At 70.0% G+C, this 16,103-nt stretch carries 16 protein-coding genes; all 16 read left to right on the forward strand.

Features of this window, described 5'->3' with window-relative positions:
- Nucleotides 1-41 precede the first annotated feature (41 nt).
- Nucleotides 42-680, forward strand: coding sequence for a GNAT family N-acetyltransferase (locus ACSHV8_RS01080; RefSeq protein ID WP_436528465.1), 639 nt, complete (start codon nt 42-44; stop codon nt 678-680).
- A 169-nt stretch (nt 681-849) separates the two neighbouring features.
- Nucleotides 850-1,983, forward strand: a complete 1,134-nt coding sequence (locus ACSHV8_RS01085; protein ID WP_436528466.1) for an MFS transporter — start codon at nt 850-852, stop codon at nt 1,981-1,983.
- A 1,556-nt stretch (nt 1,984-3,539) separates the two neighbouring features.
- Nucleotides 3,540-4,187, forward strand: a complete 648-nt coding sequence (locus ACSHV8_RS01090) for a GOLPH3/VPS74 family protein (protein WP_436528468.1) — start codon at nt 3,540-3,542, stop codon at nt 4,185-4,187.
- 59 nt (nt 4,188-4,246) lie between these two features.
- Nucleotides 4,247-5,773 carry an APC family permease gene (locus tag ACSHV8_RS01095; protein WP_436528470.1) on the forward strand — a complete coding sequence of 509 codons (1,527 nt, stop codon included), beginning with the start codon at nt 4,247-4,249 and terminating at the stop codon, nt 5,771-5,773.
- 5 nt (nt 5,774-5,778) lie between these two features.
- Nucleotides 5,779-6,402 (forward strand): GNAT family N-acetyltransferase, encoded by a 624-nt coding sequence (locus ACSHV8_RS01100; protein WP_436528472.1) that lies wholly within the window; start codon nt 5,779-5,781, stop codon nt 6,400-6,402.
- Nucleotides 6,403-7,047: 645 nt separating this feature from the next.
- Nucleotides 7,048-7,944 carry a hypothetical protein gene (locus ACSHV8_RS01105; protein WP_436528474.1) on the forward strand — a complete coding sequence of 299 codons (897 nt, stop codon included), beginning with the start codon at nt 7,048-7,050 and terminating at the stop codon, nt 7,942-7,944.
- A gap of 301 nt (nt 7,945-8,245) precedes the next feature.
- Nucleotides 8,246-8,467 (forward strand): helix-turn-helix domain-containing protein, encoded by a 222-nt coding sequence (locus tag ACSHV8_RS01110; protein WP_436528475.1) that lies wholly within the window; start codon nt 8,246-8,248, stop codon nt 8,465-8,467.
- Nucleotides 8,468-8,550: 83 nt separating this feature from the next.
- Complete coding sequence (locus ACSHV8_RS01115) at nt 8,551-9,699, forward strand: hypothetical protein (protein WP_436528476.1); 1,149 nt, start codon at nt 8,551-8,553, stop codon at nt 9,697-9,699.
- A gap of 40 nt (nt 9,700-9,739) precedes the next feature.
- A complete protein-coding gene (locus ACSHV8_RS01120) occupies nt 9,740-10,309 on the forward strand; it encodes a helix-turn-helix domain-containing protein (RefSeq protein WP_436528478.1) in 570 nt (189 codons plus the stop codon).
- A gap of 233 nt (nt 10,310-10,542) precedes the next feature.
- Nucleotides 10,543-11,583, forward strand: a complete 1,041-nt coding sequence (locus tag ACSHV8_RS01125; RefSeq protein WP_436528480.1) for a hypothetical protein — start codon at nt 10,543-10,545, stop codon at nt 11,581-11,583.
- On the forward strand, nt 11,580-12,884 hold the full coding sequence (locus ACSHV8_RS01130; RefSeq protein WP_436528482.1) for an MFS transporter: 1,305 nt from the start codon (nt 11,580-11,582) through the stop codon (nt 12,882-12,884). Before ACSHV8_RS01125 ends, ACSHV8_RS01130 begins: the two co-directional genes overlap by 4 nt.
- Before the next feature lie 129 nt (nt 12,885-13,013).
- Nucleotides 13,014-13,313: a hypothetical protein gene (locus ACSHV8_RS01135; RefSeq protein ID WP_436528484.1), complete on the forward strand. Its 300-nt coding sequence runs from the start codon at nt 13,014-13,016 to the stop codon at nt 13,311-13,313.
- Nucleotides 13,310-14,317 (forward strand): SAM-dependent methyltransferase, encoded by a 1,008-nt coding sequence (locus tag ACSHV8_RS01140; RefSeq protein WP_436528486.1) that lies wholly within the window; start codon nt 13,310-13,312, stop codon nt 14,315-14,317. Before ACSHV8_RS01135 ends, ACSHV8_RS01140 begins: the two co-directional genes overlap by 4 nt.
- On the forward strand, nt 14,286-15,089 hold the full coding sequence (locus ACSHV8_RS01145) for an SAM-dependent methyltransferase (protein WP_436528488.1): 804 nt from the start codon (nt 14,286-14,288) through the stop codon (nt 15,087-15,089). The genes ACSHV8_RS01140 and ACSHV8_RS01145 overlap by 32 nt, the downstream gene beginning before the upstream one ends.
- Nucleotides 15,058-15,426 carry a hypothetical protein gene (locus ACSHV8_RS01150; RefSeq protein WP_436528490.1) on the forward strand — a complete coding sequence of 123 codons (369 nt, stop codon included), beginning with the start codon at nt 15,058-15,060 and terminating at the stop codon, nt 15,424-15,426. The genes ACSHV8_RS01145 and ACSHV8_RS01150 overlap by 32 nt, the downstream gene beginning before the upstream one ends.
- Nucleotides 15,423-16,058 carry a YdcF family protein gene (locus tag ACSHV8_RS01155; RefSeq protein WP_436528491.1) on the forward strand — a complete coding sequence of 212 codons (636 nt, stop codon included), beginning with the start codon at nt 15,423-15,425 and terminating at the stop codon, nt 16,056-16,058. Before ACSHV8_RS01150 ends, ACSHV8_RS01155 begins: the two co-directional genes overlap by 4 nt.
- Nucleotides 16,059-16,103 lie beyond the last annotated feature (45 nt).

Consider the following 16,103-nt stretch of genomic DNA (forward strand, 5'->3'; position numbering starts at 1 on the left):
GCGTCACCACCTCGTGCCCGCCCGCACACCCAGGACATGCCATGTCGATCGCCGCCACGTCCCTGACCATCCGACCCGCCACGAGCTGGGACACCCGACCGATCGCCGGCGTGCTCACCACCGCCGCGGTGACGGCCGCGCAGTGGACCGCGTCCGCCCGGGTCGGACGGGCTCTACTGCTGTACGACGCCCTGCTGAAGCAGACTGGTCACGCCGTGCGCAACGGCGCCGCTCTGCTCGCCGAACACGACAACGAAGCGATCGGCGCACTCATCTGGTCGAGCTGCCCGCCCACGGACGCCGACATCGGCACGCCCGCTCCGGCAGACGGATTCGAGGCGCCGGGCTGCCTGCTTGCCGGACCGCTCGGCCCGCCGCAACAGCCGCACTGGGACCTACGGGCTTTCGGCGTCCTTCCCGGCCACCGGCGCCGAGGTGTGGGCACCGCCCTGCTCGACGCCTGGCATCGGCAGCCACACCACCTTCCCGTCGCCCGCGCGGCCGTCGCGGTCACCGGGCACAGCAGGCTGTTGAGCGACCACGGCTACCGGTTCATCGGCGCGATCCGCCCAACGGGATGGGAAGACGGGCCCGTCATGCAGCGACTGTGGCGCCCGGCCGTCCCCACCACCGCGACCTCAGACAGCGCCACCACCGAACGCCGGGCCAGACGGTGCTGACCGGCAGGTGGCGGCCCCTCGCCGGCATCCTCGCCGCGCAGGCCTGCGCCATTTCCGCCGCGCGGCTGCTGATGCTGGCCGTGCCGTGGATGACTCTTTCGGGCGGAGGCACCGCGACCGAGGCCGGCATCGTCATGGCCTTGCAGGCGACGCCGTACGCGGTGCTTCGGTGGCTCATCGGGCCGCTGCTGGACCGCACCAGCCTGCGCCGGGTGACATCGTCGGTGACATCTGCACCGCCGCGCTGCTGGCGGCGCTGGCCGTCGCTCCGGGCGCCCCGTTGTGGCTTGTCGCCACCGCCATGACCGCCGCAGGTATCGCCGACGGACCCGCCGTCGCCGCCAAGCGGCTGCTCCTGCCGTTCGCCACCGCAGACGCTGAGCAGCCTCTCGAACGCGGTGCGAGCCTGGCCACCGGCGTGGAGCGCGCCTGCTCTACCTTCGGCCCGCTTGCTGCCGGATGGCTGCTGACCTGCGTCGGCGGCGCGCGAGCACTGTGGGTGGCTGCCGCGCTGCTGGCCACCGCGGCGGCTCTCGCCCAGGTGGTGACCGTCGACCCGATCCGCCGACTGAGCAGCCAGCGCGGCTACGGCCGCAACCTGGTCGCCGGCGCCGCGGTCTTGTTCCGCAGCCGCTCGTTGGCTTCGCTCACCGGCTACTTCGTCGTCACCAACCTGCTCGACCAGGCCCTGCTCACCGTGCTGGTGATCGAGTGGGCTCGGCAAGGCGGCCACGGGCCCGCCCTGCTGGGTGCCACCGTCGCGGCGGCCGGTGCCGCCGCGACCCTGTCCGCACTCACGGCGGCCTGGCTCGGCAGGCGACTGCCCGCCCGAGCCACCTACCTGCTGGGAGTGCTGGTCAGCGGGCCGACGCGTTTCCTGGCGCTCGCCCTGCCGATACCAACGGACCTGGTAGTCGCACTCTGGGCGCTGGCCGGTGCCGGTTCAGGCCTGTTCAATCCCGTCGTCGAAGTCATCCAGATCCGGCTGATCCCGCTGGCCGCGTCTGGTCGCACGCGGACCCTGATCGATTCGCTCGCCTGGGCGGGCATTCCCGTCGGCGGAGCCGCCGGCGGGCTCCTGCTGCAGCACTACAGCCTCGGCCAGGCCCTGTGGATCTGTGCGGTCGTCTACTCGCTCGCCGCGGTCAGTCTGGCCTGGCTGGTGGACTGGAGCCATCCCGCGTTGCGATCGCGAGAACCGTCCTCGAGCGCGCGACTCCCGCGGCAGCGCACCACGGGCAGTGACCGCTTCCTGGTCCCGGCAGTGCCAGCTCGGGCAGACGGGATCTGCCCGTCACGATGACCGTCCGGCCGATCGCTGGCGAAGCGCTGGGAGGAGCTCGGGTCAGCTGGCGTGCCGGAGCGTCGCCGTTCGGCATGCCATTTCCGTCGGCTGCACTCCCGGGTTTTCTGCTGCCCGCGTAATGTGCATTCCGCCGGGCAGTATAGGCCGTGCTGTATTCGCTCGCCGTCGGTGAGAAATATGGCCGGTCCGCTACCGACCTTGTGATGGCAGCATGGCCCGGCGGTCGGTCCAGGGCTTACGTTCACCGGCCGTTCGCCAAGAGCGTGGCATGCCGATGAGTCGGTGCGCTGAAAGACGGCAATGGATGGCGCCTTCCGGCACTCTCTCGCAGTCCGGCAGCTGCCGACCTTCACTAGTCCGAGTGACCGAAATTCAATGGGACAAAACGCCCAAACATGCACCGGCTGTTGTGGATAGTTGCAGCTCAGAGCGTTTTCTCTCACCTGGCGGGCTGCCAAGTCCGTACGGCAAGTCCGTACGGCTTCGGCCATTCCCAAGGGTCGATCACTCTGCCAGATTGAATGGCGTCGCAGGACGATCACACCGATCAGTCGGAGTGGTCGACGCGCACCCTTAACTGAAGCTCTTCGCGCGTGCGTTGGGCATTTATCCGGTAGTTCCGGGAGCGCCTCACCCGCAGGCGCGTGCCGGTCATTGCCGGGCCGCCGCATCCGTCCGACCGAACGCGAAATCGGTCGGACCTGCAGAGGATATCTTGTGATGGATCTGAATTCTCGTGCCGCAGCGATCCATGCCGGCATGACACAGGTCGCTTGTACACAGGAGGAGGTCGTCCGCCTGTGCGGCGACCGGGACCCGCTGGCACTGGCATCGGGATCCCATGGCAGCGTGGCGTCCGGCCGCCCTGCCGTAATGCCCGAAGGCGGCCTACTGATGGCCGGACGTGGCGGGCGAACCCGGAACGGGCACCACCTGCGGAGACGGTTCGCTCTGAGAAACGGCCTCCGCGCCCGCCCCGGGTCGCCGCTGACGCCTGCTTGCCGGTCCCGTGATCGGTCGCAGACCGAGCTCATCGGTGCCGGCCGAGCTCCGCCGCTGCCGAGGCAGGCTCGATCACGCTGCAACTACAACTGGTTACGCCGGCTCACGAGCGAAGCTGTTGAGAGTCGGTAGATGTCCCCGGTCAGTCCAGACACACCCGGGCCGGGGCGAGATGGACGGCGGGCACGCACTCTCCCACGCATTGAGCGCCGGTCCCGCCGTCTAGCCCCTCACTCTTGCCTGAGATCCGCCGACACCCATTCGAGGGTTCGATGTCCTTCCCCGACACACGAAGTCATCTCGATCCGCGCCAGTCTCCGCTCCCGCCTCGCCACGCCGCAGGCCTGATGCACCACAGCCCGCCGCCCTACCAGGCCCCTGCCCACACCTCTACGCCCGGGCCGCTGCCCGGCTCGGTGCCTGACGGTATTGCGGGCGACGCAACGCAGCAGGCCGGCACCGTGGGACCTCCCTGGCGTCCCGCCGAGGAGGCCGTGCCTTTCGACCCGGCCGCGGCCCACTCCGTCGATTACCGCCATGGTTACGGCCCGGTGCCGAGGCCCGTCCAGCCGTGGCCGAGGTTCGCCGACGACCTGTTCCGGCTCGCCCACAACGGCGCACAGCTGTTCGTCGACCGTCACCTCGCCTCCGTCGGCCTGGCCTGTGCGATGTTGGCCGAGCTCGGTGTCACCGATCGCGTCGCCGTCGAGCAGGACCGCCTGGTGGTCATCGACCAGCGTCCGCCCCCGGACGCGCTGGCTCACACCGTCCTGGAGAAGGTGGCCAGCGAACCCGACCCGCTGACGCCCCAGGACTGGATGCGCTATCTGTCCGAGGACATCTACGACCAGGTCGCCCAGCGCATGATCCAGTCCGGTGATCTTCGCAAGGTCACGAAGCATGGGCGCCTGTTCGGTCGGTCACGCACCGTCTACGAGCCCACGGACAACAACGCCGCCTACTGGCCGACCGCTCGGCTGAACACCTCCGTGCAACGCGGCCGCGACTTCAATGCGTTCGACCGGGTGCTGGTCGGGCTGTGCCTGTCCAGCGGCGTTTATCAGAAGGTCTTCACCGAGGCCCCGCGGTACGTGATCGACCAGCTGATCGCCATCAGCCGCCAGAGCCGGGCGCCGATCCCGGCGTTGCTGAGCGCGCTGGACAGCCTCGAGGGCACCACCGTTCTGATCCACCCCTGAACCTCCACCAGAGCACCACCTTTTCCTGCTCTGCTGTCGTATCCGTCAGGAGCTTTCTCGTGTCTCACCCCCCGCACTCCAAGGCGACCAGCTCGGTCGCCCAAGCTTTGGCGGCCAACCGGCTCGGCGTGCCGCCGGTCGTGTTCATGGTGATGGCCGCCGCCGCCCCGCTGACCGTCATCGCCGGTGGCGCCACCACCGGCTGGGCTGTCACCGGCGTCATCGGCATCCCCATCGGCTACCTCGCCGTCGCTCTGGTCCTGGCGATCTTCTCGATCGGCTACGTGGCCATGTCCCGCAAAGTCATCAACTCCGGGGCGTTCTACACCTACGTCACCCACGGCCTCGGCCGCCCGGCGGGAGTCGGCGCCTCGTTCGTGGCCGTTCTGGCCTACAACGCCATGCAGATCGGCTTGTACGGCGGCTTCGGCAAAGTCACCGCCGACTTCATCGACGCCCACAGCGGCTGGTCCACCCCGTGGTGGCTGTGGGCCTTCGCCGGCTGGGCCCTGGTCGGGATGCTCGGTGTGCTGCGCATCGACCTCAACGGCACGATCCTGGGCACCCTGCTGATCGCCGAGATTGCCGTCGCACTCGTGCTCGCCGCCGTGCACATCACCCACCCCGCCGGTGGGCACATCACCGTGAATGCCTTGACCGCGATCTCGCCGTCGCAGCTGCTGACCCCCGGCATCGGCGCCGTGCTGGTCACGGCGATCACCGGATTCGTGGGCTTCGAAGGCACCGCCGTCTTCAGTGAGGAGTCGAAGGACCCGCGCAAGACCGTCGCCCGGGCCACCTACATCGCCCTCGCGATCATCGGCGTGCTCTACAGCTTCTGCGCCCTGGCCATGACCATCGCGGTCGGCCCCGACAAGATCGTCGACGCGGCCACCGAGCACGGCACCGAACTGATCTTCGACCTCGCCGCCCCGTACGTGCCGTCAGTGGTGCTGATCCTCGGGCATCTGCTGTTCATCACCAGCCTGTTCGCGGCCCTGCTGAGCTTCCACAACACCGTCGCGCGGTACTTCTTCGCCCTCGGCCGCGAAGGTGTTCTCCCGCGGGCGCTGGCGCTGACCAGCGTGCGCAGCCGCTCCCCGAAGGTCGCGTCGATCACGCAGACCGTCATCGCCGCGGTCGTCTTGTGCGTCTACGCCTACGCCGGCTGGGATCCCATGATCAACCTGTTCTTCTGGATCACCGTCACTGGCGGCCTCGGCGTCCTGGTCCTGATGCTGGCCACCTCCATCGCGGTGTTCGGCTACTTCCTGCGCCCGGTCAACCGGGACAGTGTCGGCGTCGGCAAGGGGCTGCTCGCGCCGATCGTGGCCGGCGGCGCGCTGGCCTGGATCCTGCTCGTCACCCTGCAGCAGTTCCACACCCTGCTCGGCGTCGACGCCGCCAGCCCCTGGCGATGGATCTTCCCCGCCGCGTTCGCGGTCGCCGGCGTGCTCGGTGTGCTGTGGTCGCTGTACCTGCGCTCCGCCCAGCCCGACGTGTACGCCGCGATCGGCGCCGGCGCTCACCGAGGTCTCATTAGCGGCCCGCAGTCCACCCAGACCGCCACCGCGGCCGGGCGGTGACCGGCATGACCGACTCCGAGATCAAGGTCGCCGTCCAGATCCGCCGCGCCAAGCAGGACGACACCGGCCTGGTCGCGAGCATCCTCGCCGAAGCCTTCTCCCACGGTGACCTCGCCGGCTGGCTCGTACCCGACGAGGACCAGCGCGCCGCCATCTACCCGCCGTACTTCCGGTTGCTGGCCGGCCATGCCATCGAGCACGGCCACGTCGAAGTGCTCGGCGACAACGCCACCGCCTTCTGGTTCGACCTGGACCACAACCCGGTGCCCGAGCTCGGCGACTACGACGCCAAGCTCGCTGCCATCACCGGCAGCGCGGTGTCCCGCTTCCGGCAACTCGACCACGCCATGCACCAGCACCACCCGGACCCACGCCTGGAGGAGCACGCCTACCTTGCGTTCCTCGCCGTGCGACCCGACCGGCAGGGCCAGGGTCTGGGTGCCGCACTGCTCCAACACCGGCTCACCGGCCTTTCCCGCCGGCACCGCGCCGCGTACCTCGAGGCCACCGGCTTGCGTAACAGAGCGCTCTACCAGCGCTTCGGCTTCGAATCGCTCGACCCGTACACGATCACTCCCGGCGGGCCGCAGCTGCACCCGATGTGGCGGTCGCGCCACACCGACATCTGAACCCGCGAGGACCGTCGGCACCGCCCAGCCGAGCCGTCACACCGGCCCAGGATCCGGCGGCCCTCGCCCCAGGGGGTGGCGCTGCCTTCTACCGCCAAAGCCAGAGCCACCCCGGCCCGCGGTGCGGCGCAACGCCCCCACCGCGCGGACGGGCACCCGGGGACCCGCGCGCCCCACGACGCGGGTCCCCGGGCCGGGTGCCCACACCCTGCCTGCGTGTGCCACCCGGAAGCCCACCCTGACGCGTCATCCGAAAACGCGCGGCGAACGCCGCGGCACACCCGTTCAGTGAGAGGAAGGCAGCCCAGTCATGGCTTCGCATCGTGCTCGCCGCCGGCAGCAGGCACCTGTCAATCGGCATCCGCAGCTGCGTGGCCACGGCAACCGCTGCAGCCTCAAGGGCCTGGTCGGCGCCGCGATCACCGCGCGGCGCCTGCTCACTGCCGATGCTCTGAACTTTCTGACCGATCCTCGACTGCCGCCGGGCGCCGCAGCAACCTGTGGCCGACGCCCGAGCCAGGCCGGGGTGGTGCGCCGGTCGAACCCCCGTCGACATCTACGGCGCACCACCCCCTCAGCTGGCATCCGCCGTGAGCTTCCCGCCCGGATGCTCCGGCGCCACGGCGGCACGACCAGGGAACAGCCATGAGGCGGCCGCGGATCATCTGGCCGCATCCAGCGGTCAGCATCGCCATCACCGCGGCGCTGCTCGCCGCCAGCTACCTGCTCATCGTCCGAGCCGCCACCCCGGCGCCGGCAGTCCCGCAGGGCTGGCACCCGTGCTACGACGACCCCGGCGCCACCAGCACGCCGAGTGTCACCACGCTCGACGCCGCCGACCGGCTGCAGAACCTGGCGGACACGATCACTACCACGCCCGCCGACGGCAAAGACCCCGACGACTACCGGTACTCGGCGGTGCGCCGTCAGTTCTGGATCGTGGTGGACGGCATGGTCGAACCCTCCGAGGACACCCTGTGGCGAGCCGGCGACGGCAGCGGTCGCACCGACGAACGCCGGCTACCGGCCCGCCCCGACCCGGACAAGTTCCCGGACGCCGTAGAACGACAGCGCCTGTCCGCAGCGCCCGCCACCACACAGACGTACCCGCTGCCCGATGGCGGAGTCCTCGGCGGCGCGGTCGCCGAACCGGTGCCCTCCGGCCCGGTGGCGCTGGCCGACGCCATCTTCGACGCCCGCGAAACCTACTGCAACAACACCGTGCTGTTCGAGGCGTTCGTCCAGCTCAACCAGCTGCACTACCTCAACCGGGCGGCCCGGGCCGCCGCGCTGCGCATGCTGGCCACGGTTCCCGGCATCGCCTACGACGGCATCGCCCGCGACCTGCTCGGCCGCATCGGCTGGTCCTTCAACCTCACCCAGCGCCTGACCCGCCAAACGATCATGCTCGACCCGCGCACCGGCAGGCTGCTCACCGCTACCACCAGCAGCTCCGCGACCGGCACCCAACAGCTTCGCGATTACCTCCTGCTGCTGGCCTGCGACCGCACCAGCGCCCCTGGCCAGCCACCCGAGCCCTAACCGCCGACCGCCCCGCAGGGCCCTTCCGCCACTCGCCCAGCGCCGCGGTCAGGGCAGCAGGCCACCCGTGGCCGCGCCGCCCGGGGCGGTGCGCTCTGCCTTTGCCGTAGCCAGCAGCGCACCGCCCACCCACCCCTGATTCACGCCGAAGCGGCGTTTGCCCGAACGAGCCGACTCCAGAACGACGACAGCCCACGCCGCAGCCCCTAACACCCAACCGGAGACCGTCATGCCCACACCAGCTCGAAATACCGCGCCCGGCCGAGCCGCAGCACCACGCGAGCCCGGCAAGAAACGGCGCATGTCGCCACCGACCGTCGGCGAGGCCCGCGACCAGCTACGGCGGCAAGTCGTCCAGCTCTACCACCCCGAACCCGGCACCGGCCAGCCACTGTCACTGCGCAAGATCGCCGAGAAGCTCGGCCGCTCCTACGGACTTGTCTGGGCGGTGCTCAACGAAGCCGGCGTCAAACGCCGCACCTCAACCCACCACAAGCGCCGCGCCACCGCCACGAACCCGTAGCCGCGGCCCTCACCGCACGGCGCCTGCACCACCACACATCGACTCACATCTGCCGCTGCCGTCCCCTCCGAGAAAGGACCGTCATGGCATCCCAACGCCGACCGTCCTCTGCCTCTGGCCCGGTACCCGCCGCCGAGCCGACGCCGCCGGCCCGCACCACGCCGCCACCCGCCGGCACACCCAGCGAACTCGCCGCCGCCGTCGCCACCGCCCTGCGCCTGAGCGTCACGGCCGCCCCGGGCGAAGCCGCCGCCGTGCTAGCACCTCACGTGACCGGCCTGTCCCTCGATCACGTGCTCGCCGATGCAGACCTGGCCGAGACGTGCCTGCTGTATGCCACCGTGGTCACCGGCGCCGAGCAGCTGCGGGCCGCGCACCTGGCCTACCACGCGCACCATGTCCGCTACCCGTGCGGGCACCCGCGCCGGCTCGCCGCCGCCGCCGCTTACGGCACTGCCCTGCACCAGCACGGACGACTCCCCGAGGCGATCGTCGTGCGCCGCCGCGTGCTCGCCGGCTACCGCACCCATCAACCCCACAACGCCCTGCCCGCCGCGGTCGCCCTGGCCGACAGCCTGCACGCCATCGGCCACTGCGCCGAAGCGATCGACCTCGTCGGCACCGCCTGGGACACCTGGCGCCGCCACCCCCACGCCGACCTCACCACCGGCACCACGATCCTCAACGCCTACATCCGGATGCTGCGGGCCTGCCGCCACGACCTCAGCTTGCTCGCCCTGCTGGCCCAAGCCCGCGACACCAGCGCCTGGAGCCACCGCGCCGCGACGCACACCACCGAGGACGCTGCCGCCGACACCACGTACATCGACGCCCACCGCATCGCGAACTGCACCCACACACCGCAACTCCTGACAGGTCACGCCGAAGCCACCGCGACACTATCCCTGCTCCCGCCACACCGATCGGTTCCCCGCCGCACTGCGACTGGCGAGCCCGCACCCGGTCGCATCCGGCGGCGCCGGCACCCCCTGGCCGGCTACCGGGCCAGCGACATCGCCGCCGCGTTCAGCCGCCTGCTCACCGCACCCGAATCCGCGATCCTGCTCAACCCCGACCGGCCCCCGCACCCCGACGACGCTGCGGCACGGCACCGGCTGACCGAGGCGACCGCCGCCTATCTAGCCCACCGCCGCGGCCTGCGCGCCGCCCTGTCCACCGCCGCCATTCTGCTGCCTGCCGCAGCCGTTCTCCTCGTCCTGCACCTCACCTGACCACCCAGACACCAGCCCACGACATCGATAGGGAGAAGCGGTGCAGCCACCGTCCACCGTCGCATGCGCCAGCCCACCTGCGCAGGACATCCCGCCCGCTGATCAGCTGCGCAGCGAGCACCAGAAACGCGAGAAGGAGATCGCTGGCCGCTACGCCGCGGGCGAGTCCATCCGGACTATCGCCGCCGACATCGGCCGTTCCTTCGGATACGTCCACCGGGCGATCGAGCAGCAAGGCGTGCCGTTCCGCAAGCGTGGCGGCCGGCACAAGCCGAACCCGGCAGCCGGTGGCAGCGCCGGCCCGAAATCCGGCACCGCCGCGAGCGCACGAACGCAGCAACAGCGCCGCGCCACGACCGCGAACCCGCCGGCGCGAATCCGGATGACCCCCGCAGAGCGGGAGCAGGCCGCTACCAAGGTCGCCCACATGTTCGTCGAGGAGAAGAAGCCGGTCGAGCAGATCGTCAAGGAGACCGGTTTCAAGCACGGTCTCGTCTACAGCCTTCTGCGATTTAAGAAGGTTCCGATGGGACCACGGGGCGGTGGCAAGAAGCGGAACGCCTCCGCCGGCACATCTTCGTCCGGGGCGTCGGCCAGAGCACCTCGATGATCAGGTACATCCAAGGCGCCGCCAGGCAGCTGGGCACCGCCGCCAACTACAGCAAGCCGCTCGGGTATCAGGCGCATCGTTCTCGGCCGTCGGCATGGCCGCCACCGCGGCGGGATCGGTGACCGATGACCGAGGTCCGCGACCATCCTGCCTGCTTCACGCCGCTACCGCCCGGCCCGCTCATCGATGATCACGTCTGGCTGCTCGACGAGGACTTCGCGACCACCCACCCGGTGGTCCTGCTGTACTACCTGCCGGAGCCAAGGCAGTGGGTCCTCGACACGGGGGAGGTCTCGCCGTCGGTGATGACCGGCAATTCCGCGTTGAACTCGCCGGACGACCTGCGTGCCGCCCAGCAATGGGTCTCTCGATTCCTGACCTGCAACAACAACTCCGGGGTCACCTTCGCGTCCGAGTTGAGCACGTGGACAATCACCGAGTGGCGGCTCGTCGCTCTGGGCGGCCGAATCGGCTGGATACCGCTGTTCGACCTCACCGACACGACCGTGCTGCCGTTTCCCGTCCGGAACCCAGCCACCGGCGCTCGCGCCAACCCAGTGACCGACAACCAGCTACGGGTCTCCCTCGACCGGGGCGCGTCGCCGACTCACCCCATCGGGACCGAGCTGCTCCGGGCAACCCGGGGTGACATCGACGAGATCACCCTGCTGCTCGCGCAGAGCCTGGTAGACCTCCCGCATGCCAGATGGCTCGTTCCCGACGACCGGACCCGGCTGTGGGTGCTGGCCGACTACCTGGCCATCCACGTCAAGCATGCGATCACCAGCGGCCATGGCCACGTCGACATCGTCCGCGAACACGATCCGGACCCGCTGACCCGCGACCGCGTCAAAGGCATCACCGGCGCCGCCGTGTGGCTCTATCACGACGAACACACCCCACCGATCCCCGATTACCACGACCGCCGTCGCCTGGCGTGCCGAAAGTTCACCGAACGCTTCGAGCAACTCGACGCCGTCCTCACCCGGCTCGCACCGAACACACCACACCACCGGCTGGCCGCGCTCGCCATCGCTGGCCACCGCCGCCGCCGGCATCTGGGGAGCCTGCTGCTGCACGCGCACCTCGCCCAACTCGACGCCGGACACCGCGACGCTGCCGCCGTCATCACCTCACCGCCAGCACATGGCTTCCTGCGCCGGCACGGCTTCACCCCCCAACCCTCGGCGCCGATGACCGCGACGCGCCGGCCCATCCCCGGAACCCGGATCACACCCTGCCACCGGCCCGCGACCACGGCGAGCAACGGATGACGGCAGTCCGCATCTTCCGCATCCCGCGCGGCCCCCAGCTGGGATTACGCGCACGGCGCGGCCTGGCCGGTGTCCTGGCCGCGCAGATCTGCACGCTGTCGGCGGCAAGGCTGCTGACCGTGGCAGTGCCCTGGCTGCTGGTCACCGGCACCGGTGACCCGGACCGGGCTGCGTGGGCCATCGGGATAGTGGTCGCCTGCCAGACCGCGCCGTACGCGTTCATGCAGTGGGCGGCCGGCCCTCTGATCGACCGGCTCGGTGGCCGTCGGATCAGCATCATCGGTGACCTGACTGGCGCGATCCTGCTGACGGTTCTGGCGCTCACGCCAGCAGCCCCCGTGTGGCTGATCGCCGCCATCATGTTCCTCGTCGGTGCCGCGGACGGCCCCGCGCACTCAGGACGACGACTGCTCGTGCCGGCCGCCGCGGCCGCGGCCGGCCACAGCATCGAGCGAGGCGTGCAGTACGCCGCCGTCGCCGGACGCGCCTCGAGAGCGATCGGCGCCGCGACCGCCGGCTGGCTGCTGGCCGCCGCCGGTGGCGCCCCCACCCTGTGGACCGCGGCAGCCCTACTCGCCGCAGCGACCGCTCTCACCGCGCTCGCCTGCCCGGAAGCCCCCCGCGACCGCCCCAACCGCACCTACCTCGCCCAGTTGAGGGCCGGCGCCGCCTTCCTACGCCACGAACGATCGCTGCGGGCCTTGAGCGCGATGCTGCTCGTGACAAACCTGCTTGACCAGGCACTGCTGGCTCTGCTGCTTCCGCTGTGGGTGCACACCACCCGACACGACCCCAGCCTTATCGGTCTAGCGCCCAGCGTCGCCGGGGCCTCGGCCGCCGGTTCCGCGCTCGCCGGTGCCTGGCTCAGCTCCCGCGTCCAGTTACCGCGCCGCGCCGTCTATCTGGCCGGAGTCCTCATCAGCGGCCCGACCCGCATCGCCGTGCTTAGCCTCGGCTGGCCCCCGGCCGCCGTGATCGCCGTATTCGCGATCGCCGGGCTCGGCTCAGGGCTGTTCAACCCGATCGTGGAGACCGTACAGATCGAGAAGATCCCCGAGGCGCTGCGCGGCAGGGTCCTGGCCATCATCAGCACAGCCGCCTGGATCGGCATCCCCGCCGGCGGCCTCGTCGGCGCCGCCCTGGTCGAAACCGTCGGACTGACCGCCACCACCGCCGTCTGCGCCGCCGCCTACCTGGCCGCCGTGCTCTACCCCGCGTGGCGTGTCACCTGGCAACCCGAGCCCGTCCGGCCGAACGAGCCACCAGCATCGGCATCAAATAGACCTTGGCGGACCGCGTGACGCCATGGCCGGTCGAGCGTCTCTACCCAGACGCCGGGTGCGCATCGCGGAGATGAGTGCTGCCGATGCGTACCCGCCACACCCGTCCCGGTCGGCAGAACCCTGACGAGAAACTCAACGGAGGTCCAGATGTCCACGCCGAACACCACGAAGTCCGGACCGCAGCGGTTACAAGCCGGCGCGGCGCTCTACGCCACGACCCTGGCCACACCCCGCAACGGCCCGCACCTCGACCGACCGGCGCTGCCTCCTGGCCGGCCCGGTGCGGCGGCGAGCACGACGTCCGAGGGCGAACCCCGCCCGCATGAGGCCACCGAAGAGCTCGGCCACATCGCCAGCACCGGCATTCTCCGCCTGAACCGGCTCATCGCCGAGAACGCCATCACCGACCCAGCCGGCGATGCGCCGCCCACCGAGAGGAAACCATGACTAGCACCGGACAGGACGACAGGCCTGCCCCACCGCCAGAAACATCCGTCCCTTCCAGGCCCTGCTGGATCCCGACTGGCCCGGACGTCCTCGATGCCGCGCCGGCCCGGGTCCACAACGCCGCGCTCGGCGGTATGCACAACTTCGCGCCCGACCGTGCCCTATGGGCGCAGATAGAAGCACTAGACCCGCAGGCCCGATCTACGGTCCAGGCCGGCCGGGCATTCCTCGAACGCGCTACCGAAGCGGTGACAGCATCCGGCATCCGTCAGTTCCTCGACATCGGAGCAGGAATCCCTGTGCTCGGTGCCACCCACGAGACGCTCCGCGACCTCGATACCACCGCCTCCGTCGTCTACGTCGACATCGATCCGATCGCGGTAGAACAGGCCCGGCAGTTACTGCGCAGAGATCCGCGAGCCCACGCCGTCCGCGGCGACCTGCTCGACCCGCATCAGATCACCGACAACGACGCCGTGCTCGCCCTGATCGACTTCGCCGACCCGGTCGCTGTCATCCTCGGCACCATCCTGCAGTTCATCCCGGATGACGCCGCAGCTGCAAGCAGCATCAGCAGGCTCGCGGACGCCTTAGCGCCCGGCAGCCTCCTGATCATCACCCACGCCACCCCCGCCCTCAATCCTGACGAACAACCCGGCCAAGAAGCGGCCCACCAGCTCTTCGAGCAGCACACCCCGACGCCCGCCGTCCTGCGCACCGCCGACCAACTTGGCGCCCTCATCGACGACCAGCTCACTGTGCTGCCGCCCGGCATCGTCACCACCGACCAATGGCAGGCTGACCCCGACTGCTGGGACGAACCCGAAGATCCGAGCGGTCAAACCCGGTCGCGCGTGCTCGTAGCCGTTGCACGCCTTCGACCGGCCGACGGCCGCGCGCAAGCACCGATGCCGGCGAAAGGCGAGCCGACCACCGACCAGCCGGACTCCGCCGTCCCAGAAAGGACCGCCGATGTCGGGCTGGCTCCTCGACGGTTGGCATGACCCGCGGGTGCCCGCCCCGGGCCGCATGTACGACTACCTGATCGGCGGAAACGCCAACTTCGCCGCCGACCGGCAAGCCGCCGACGACCTCGTCACCGCGGTCCCGCATGCTCGCCGCGCGGCCCGGGCCAACCGCGAATTCCTGGGACGCGTCGTCCGGCACCTGCTGGATCGCGGAATCCGACAGTTCCTCGACATCGGCTCCGGCCTGTCCACCATCGGCGCCGTCCACCAACTCACCGCAGATGCGCGCCCACCGGCCCGCATCGTCTATGTCGACCTCGACCCCATCGCCGTGGCGAACAACATCCTCACCTTGTACGACAATCCGAACGCCACGGCGACCCGCTGCGACATGCGGTTCCCCGACCACCTGCTCTCCGACAGCGCGGTACGCGACCTGCTCGACTTCGACAGACCCGTCGGGATCCTGATGATGGGGGTGCTGCCGTTCGTCGCCGACAGCGACGCCTACCCCGCCGTCGCGAAACTCCGGGCAACGCTGGCACCCGGCAGCTACCTTGCGCTGTCGCATCCCGTCCCCACCGCTGCCGGCCGTGCGTACGGCGACGCGGTTGCCCGCGTGTACGGGCGCACCACCACACCGGACGTCTTCTTCCGCAATCCAGCACAGGTGATGATGTTCATGGATGGGCTGGATCTTCTGCCAGCAGGACTGACCCCGGTCGCCGTCTGGCGCGCTGCTGCCAGCGGTGGTGCGAGCCTCAGGGGTGACTGTTGTGTCCTCGGCGCCGTCGGCCGCAAACTCTGACCTCAGTGCGAAGGAGCCTTCGATGAAAGTTTCGCTCCCACCCGGCGCCGCTGCTGACGACACCAAAGACCTGCTCGCCGCGGTCACACCGCAGCAGCGGGCGTTACTTGATCGGCTTGCGGCGGGTCACACCAGCGCCGCGGCCGCCGAATCGGAGTTTGTCTCACTGCGGACGGCGAACCGCCACATCGAGAAGGTCCGCGCCATGTTCGGCGTCCGGACGACTCGCGAGGCGGTGCTGGCGTATCGCCGGCACGGAACGATCACCGAACTCACGCATCCCGTTCCGGGCAGCGAGAGGCGCCCGGTCTTGCCTGCTGCGGCGTCGAAACCGTGAACAGCGACGGCACGCGGGTTCCGGGTCAAGCGAGCGCCCCGGCGGAGCAGATTTTGCAAAGCATCGACGCTCAGGTGCCCGGCCTCGGAAAAGCCGACCTGGTGTTTGTGTTCGGATCCACCTTGCCTGACGCGGTGCTGCCCGTCGCCGAGGTGCTTGAAGCAGGGCTCGCCCCGCTCGCCGTGCTTACGGGTGGCCCGAACCGGCGTATGCCTCAGCACATCGAGAGTGAAGAGCATGCCCGATTGCTGCGGGCGCGGGGGTTCACACCGGACCAGATGATCATCGAGCGGCACTCGTGCACCTCCGTGGAGAACGTCGCTTTCGCCCGGCCTCTCATCGAACAACGCCTCGGCGCGGTCCGTACCGTGATCGCCGTGGTCAAGTGGTGGCAGCGGCGGCAACTGCACCTGCTCGCCGCGGGCATACCGACCATCGAGCGGATCTACGCCTTTACCTGGAACCCGCCGGCCCGCGCCGACGGCCGCCACTACGACCGGACCACATGGGGGTTCAGCGCTGATCGCGAACGCATCGAGCGCGAGTATGTGTACTTGCAAGACCAACTGCGCCGCCGCAACCTGCCGCCATTGACCACGGATGGCAACGGCTGGATTCGATCTGACTGCTGAACCGCGGACCTGCGCGTTCTCCGGTAAGCGGCACAAGTATTTGTC

It is taken from the genome of Actinoplanes sp. HUAS TT8, from assembly GCF_051380535.1.
Classification (GTDB): domain Bacteria; phylum Actinomycetota; class Actinomycetes; order Mycobacteriales; family Micromonosporaceae; genus Actinoplanes.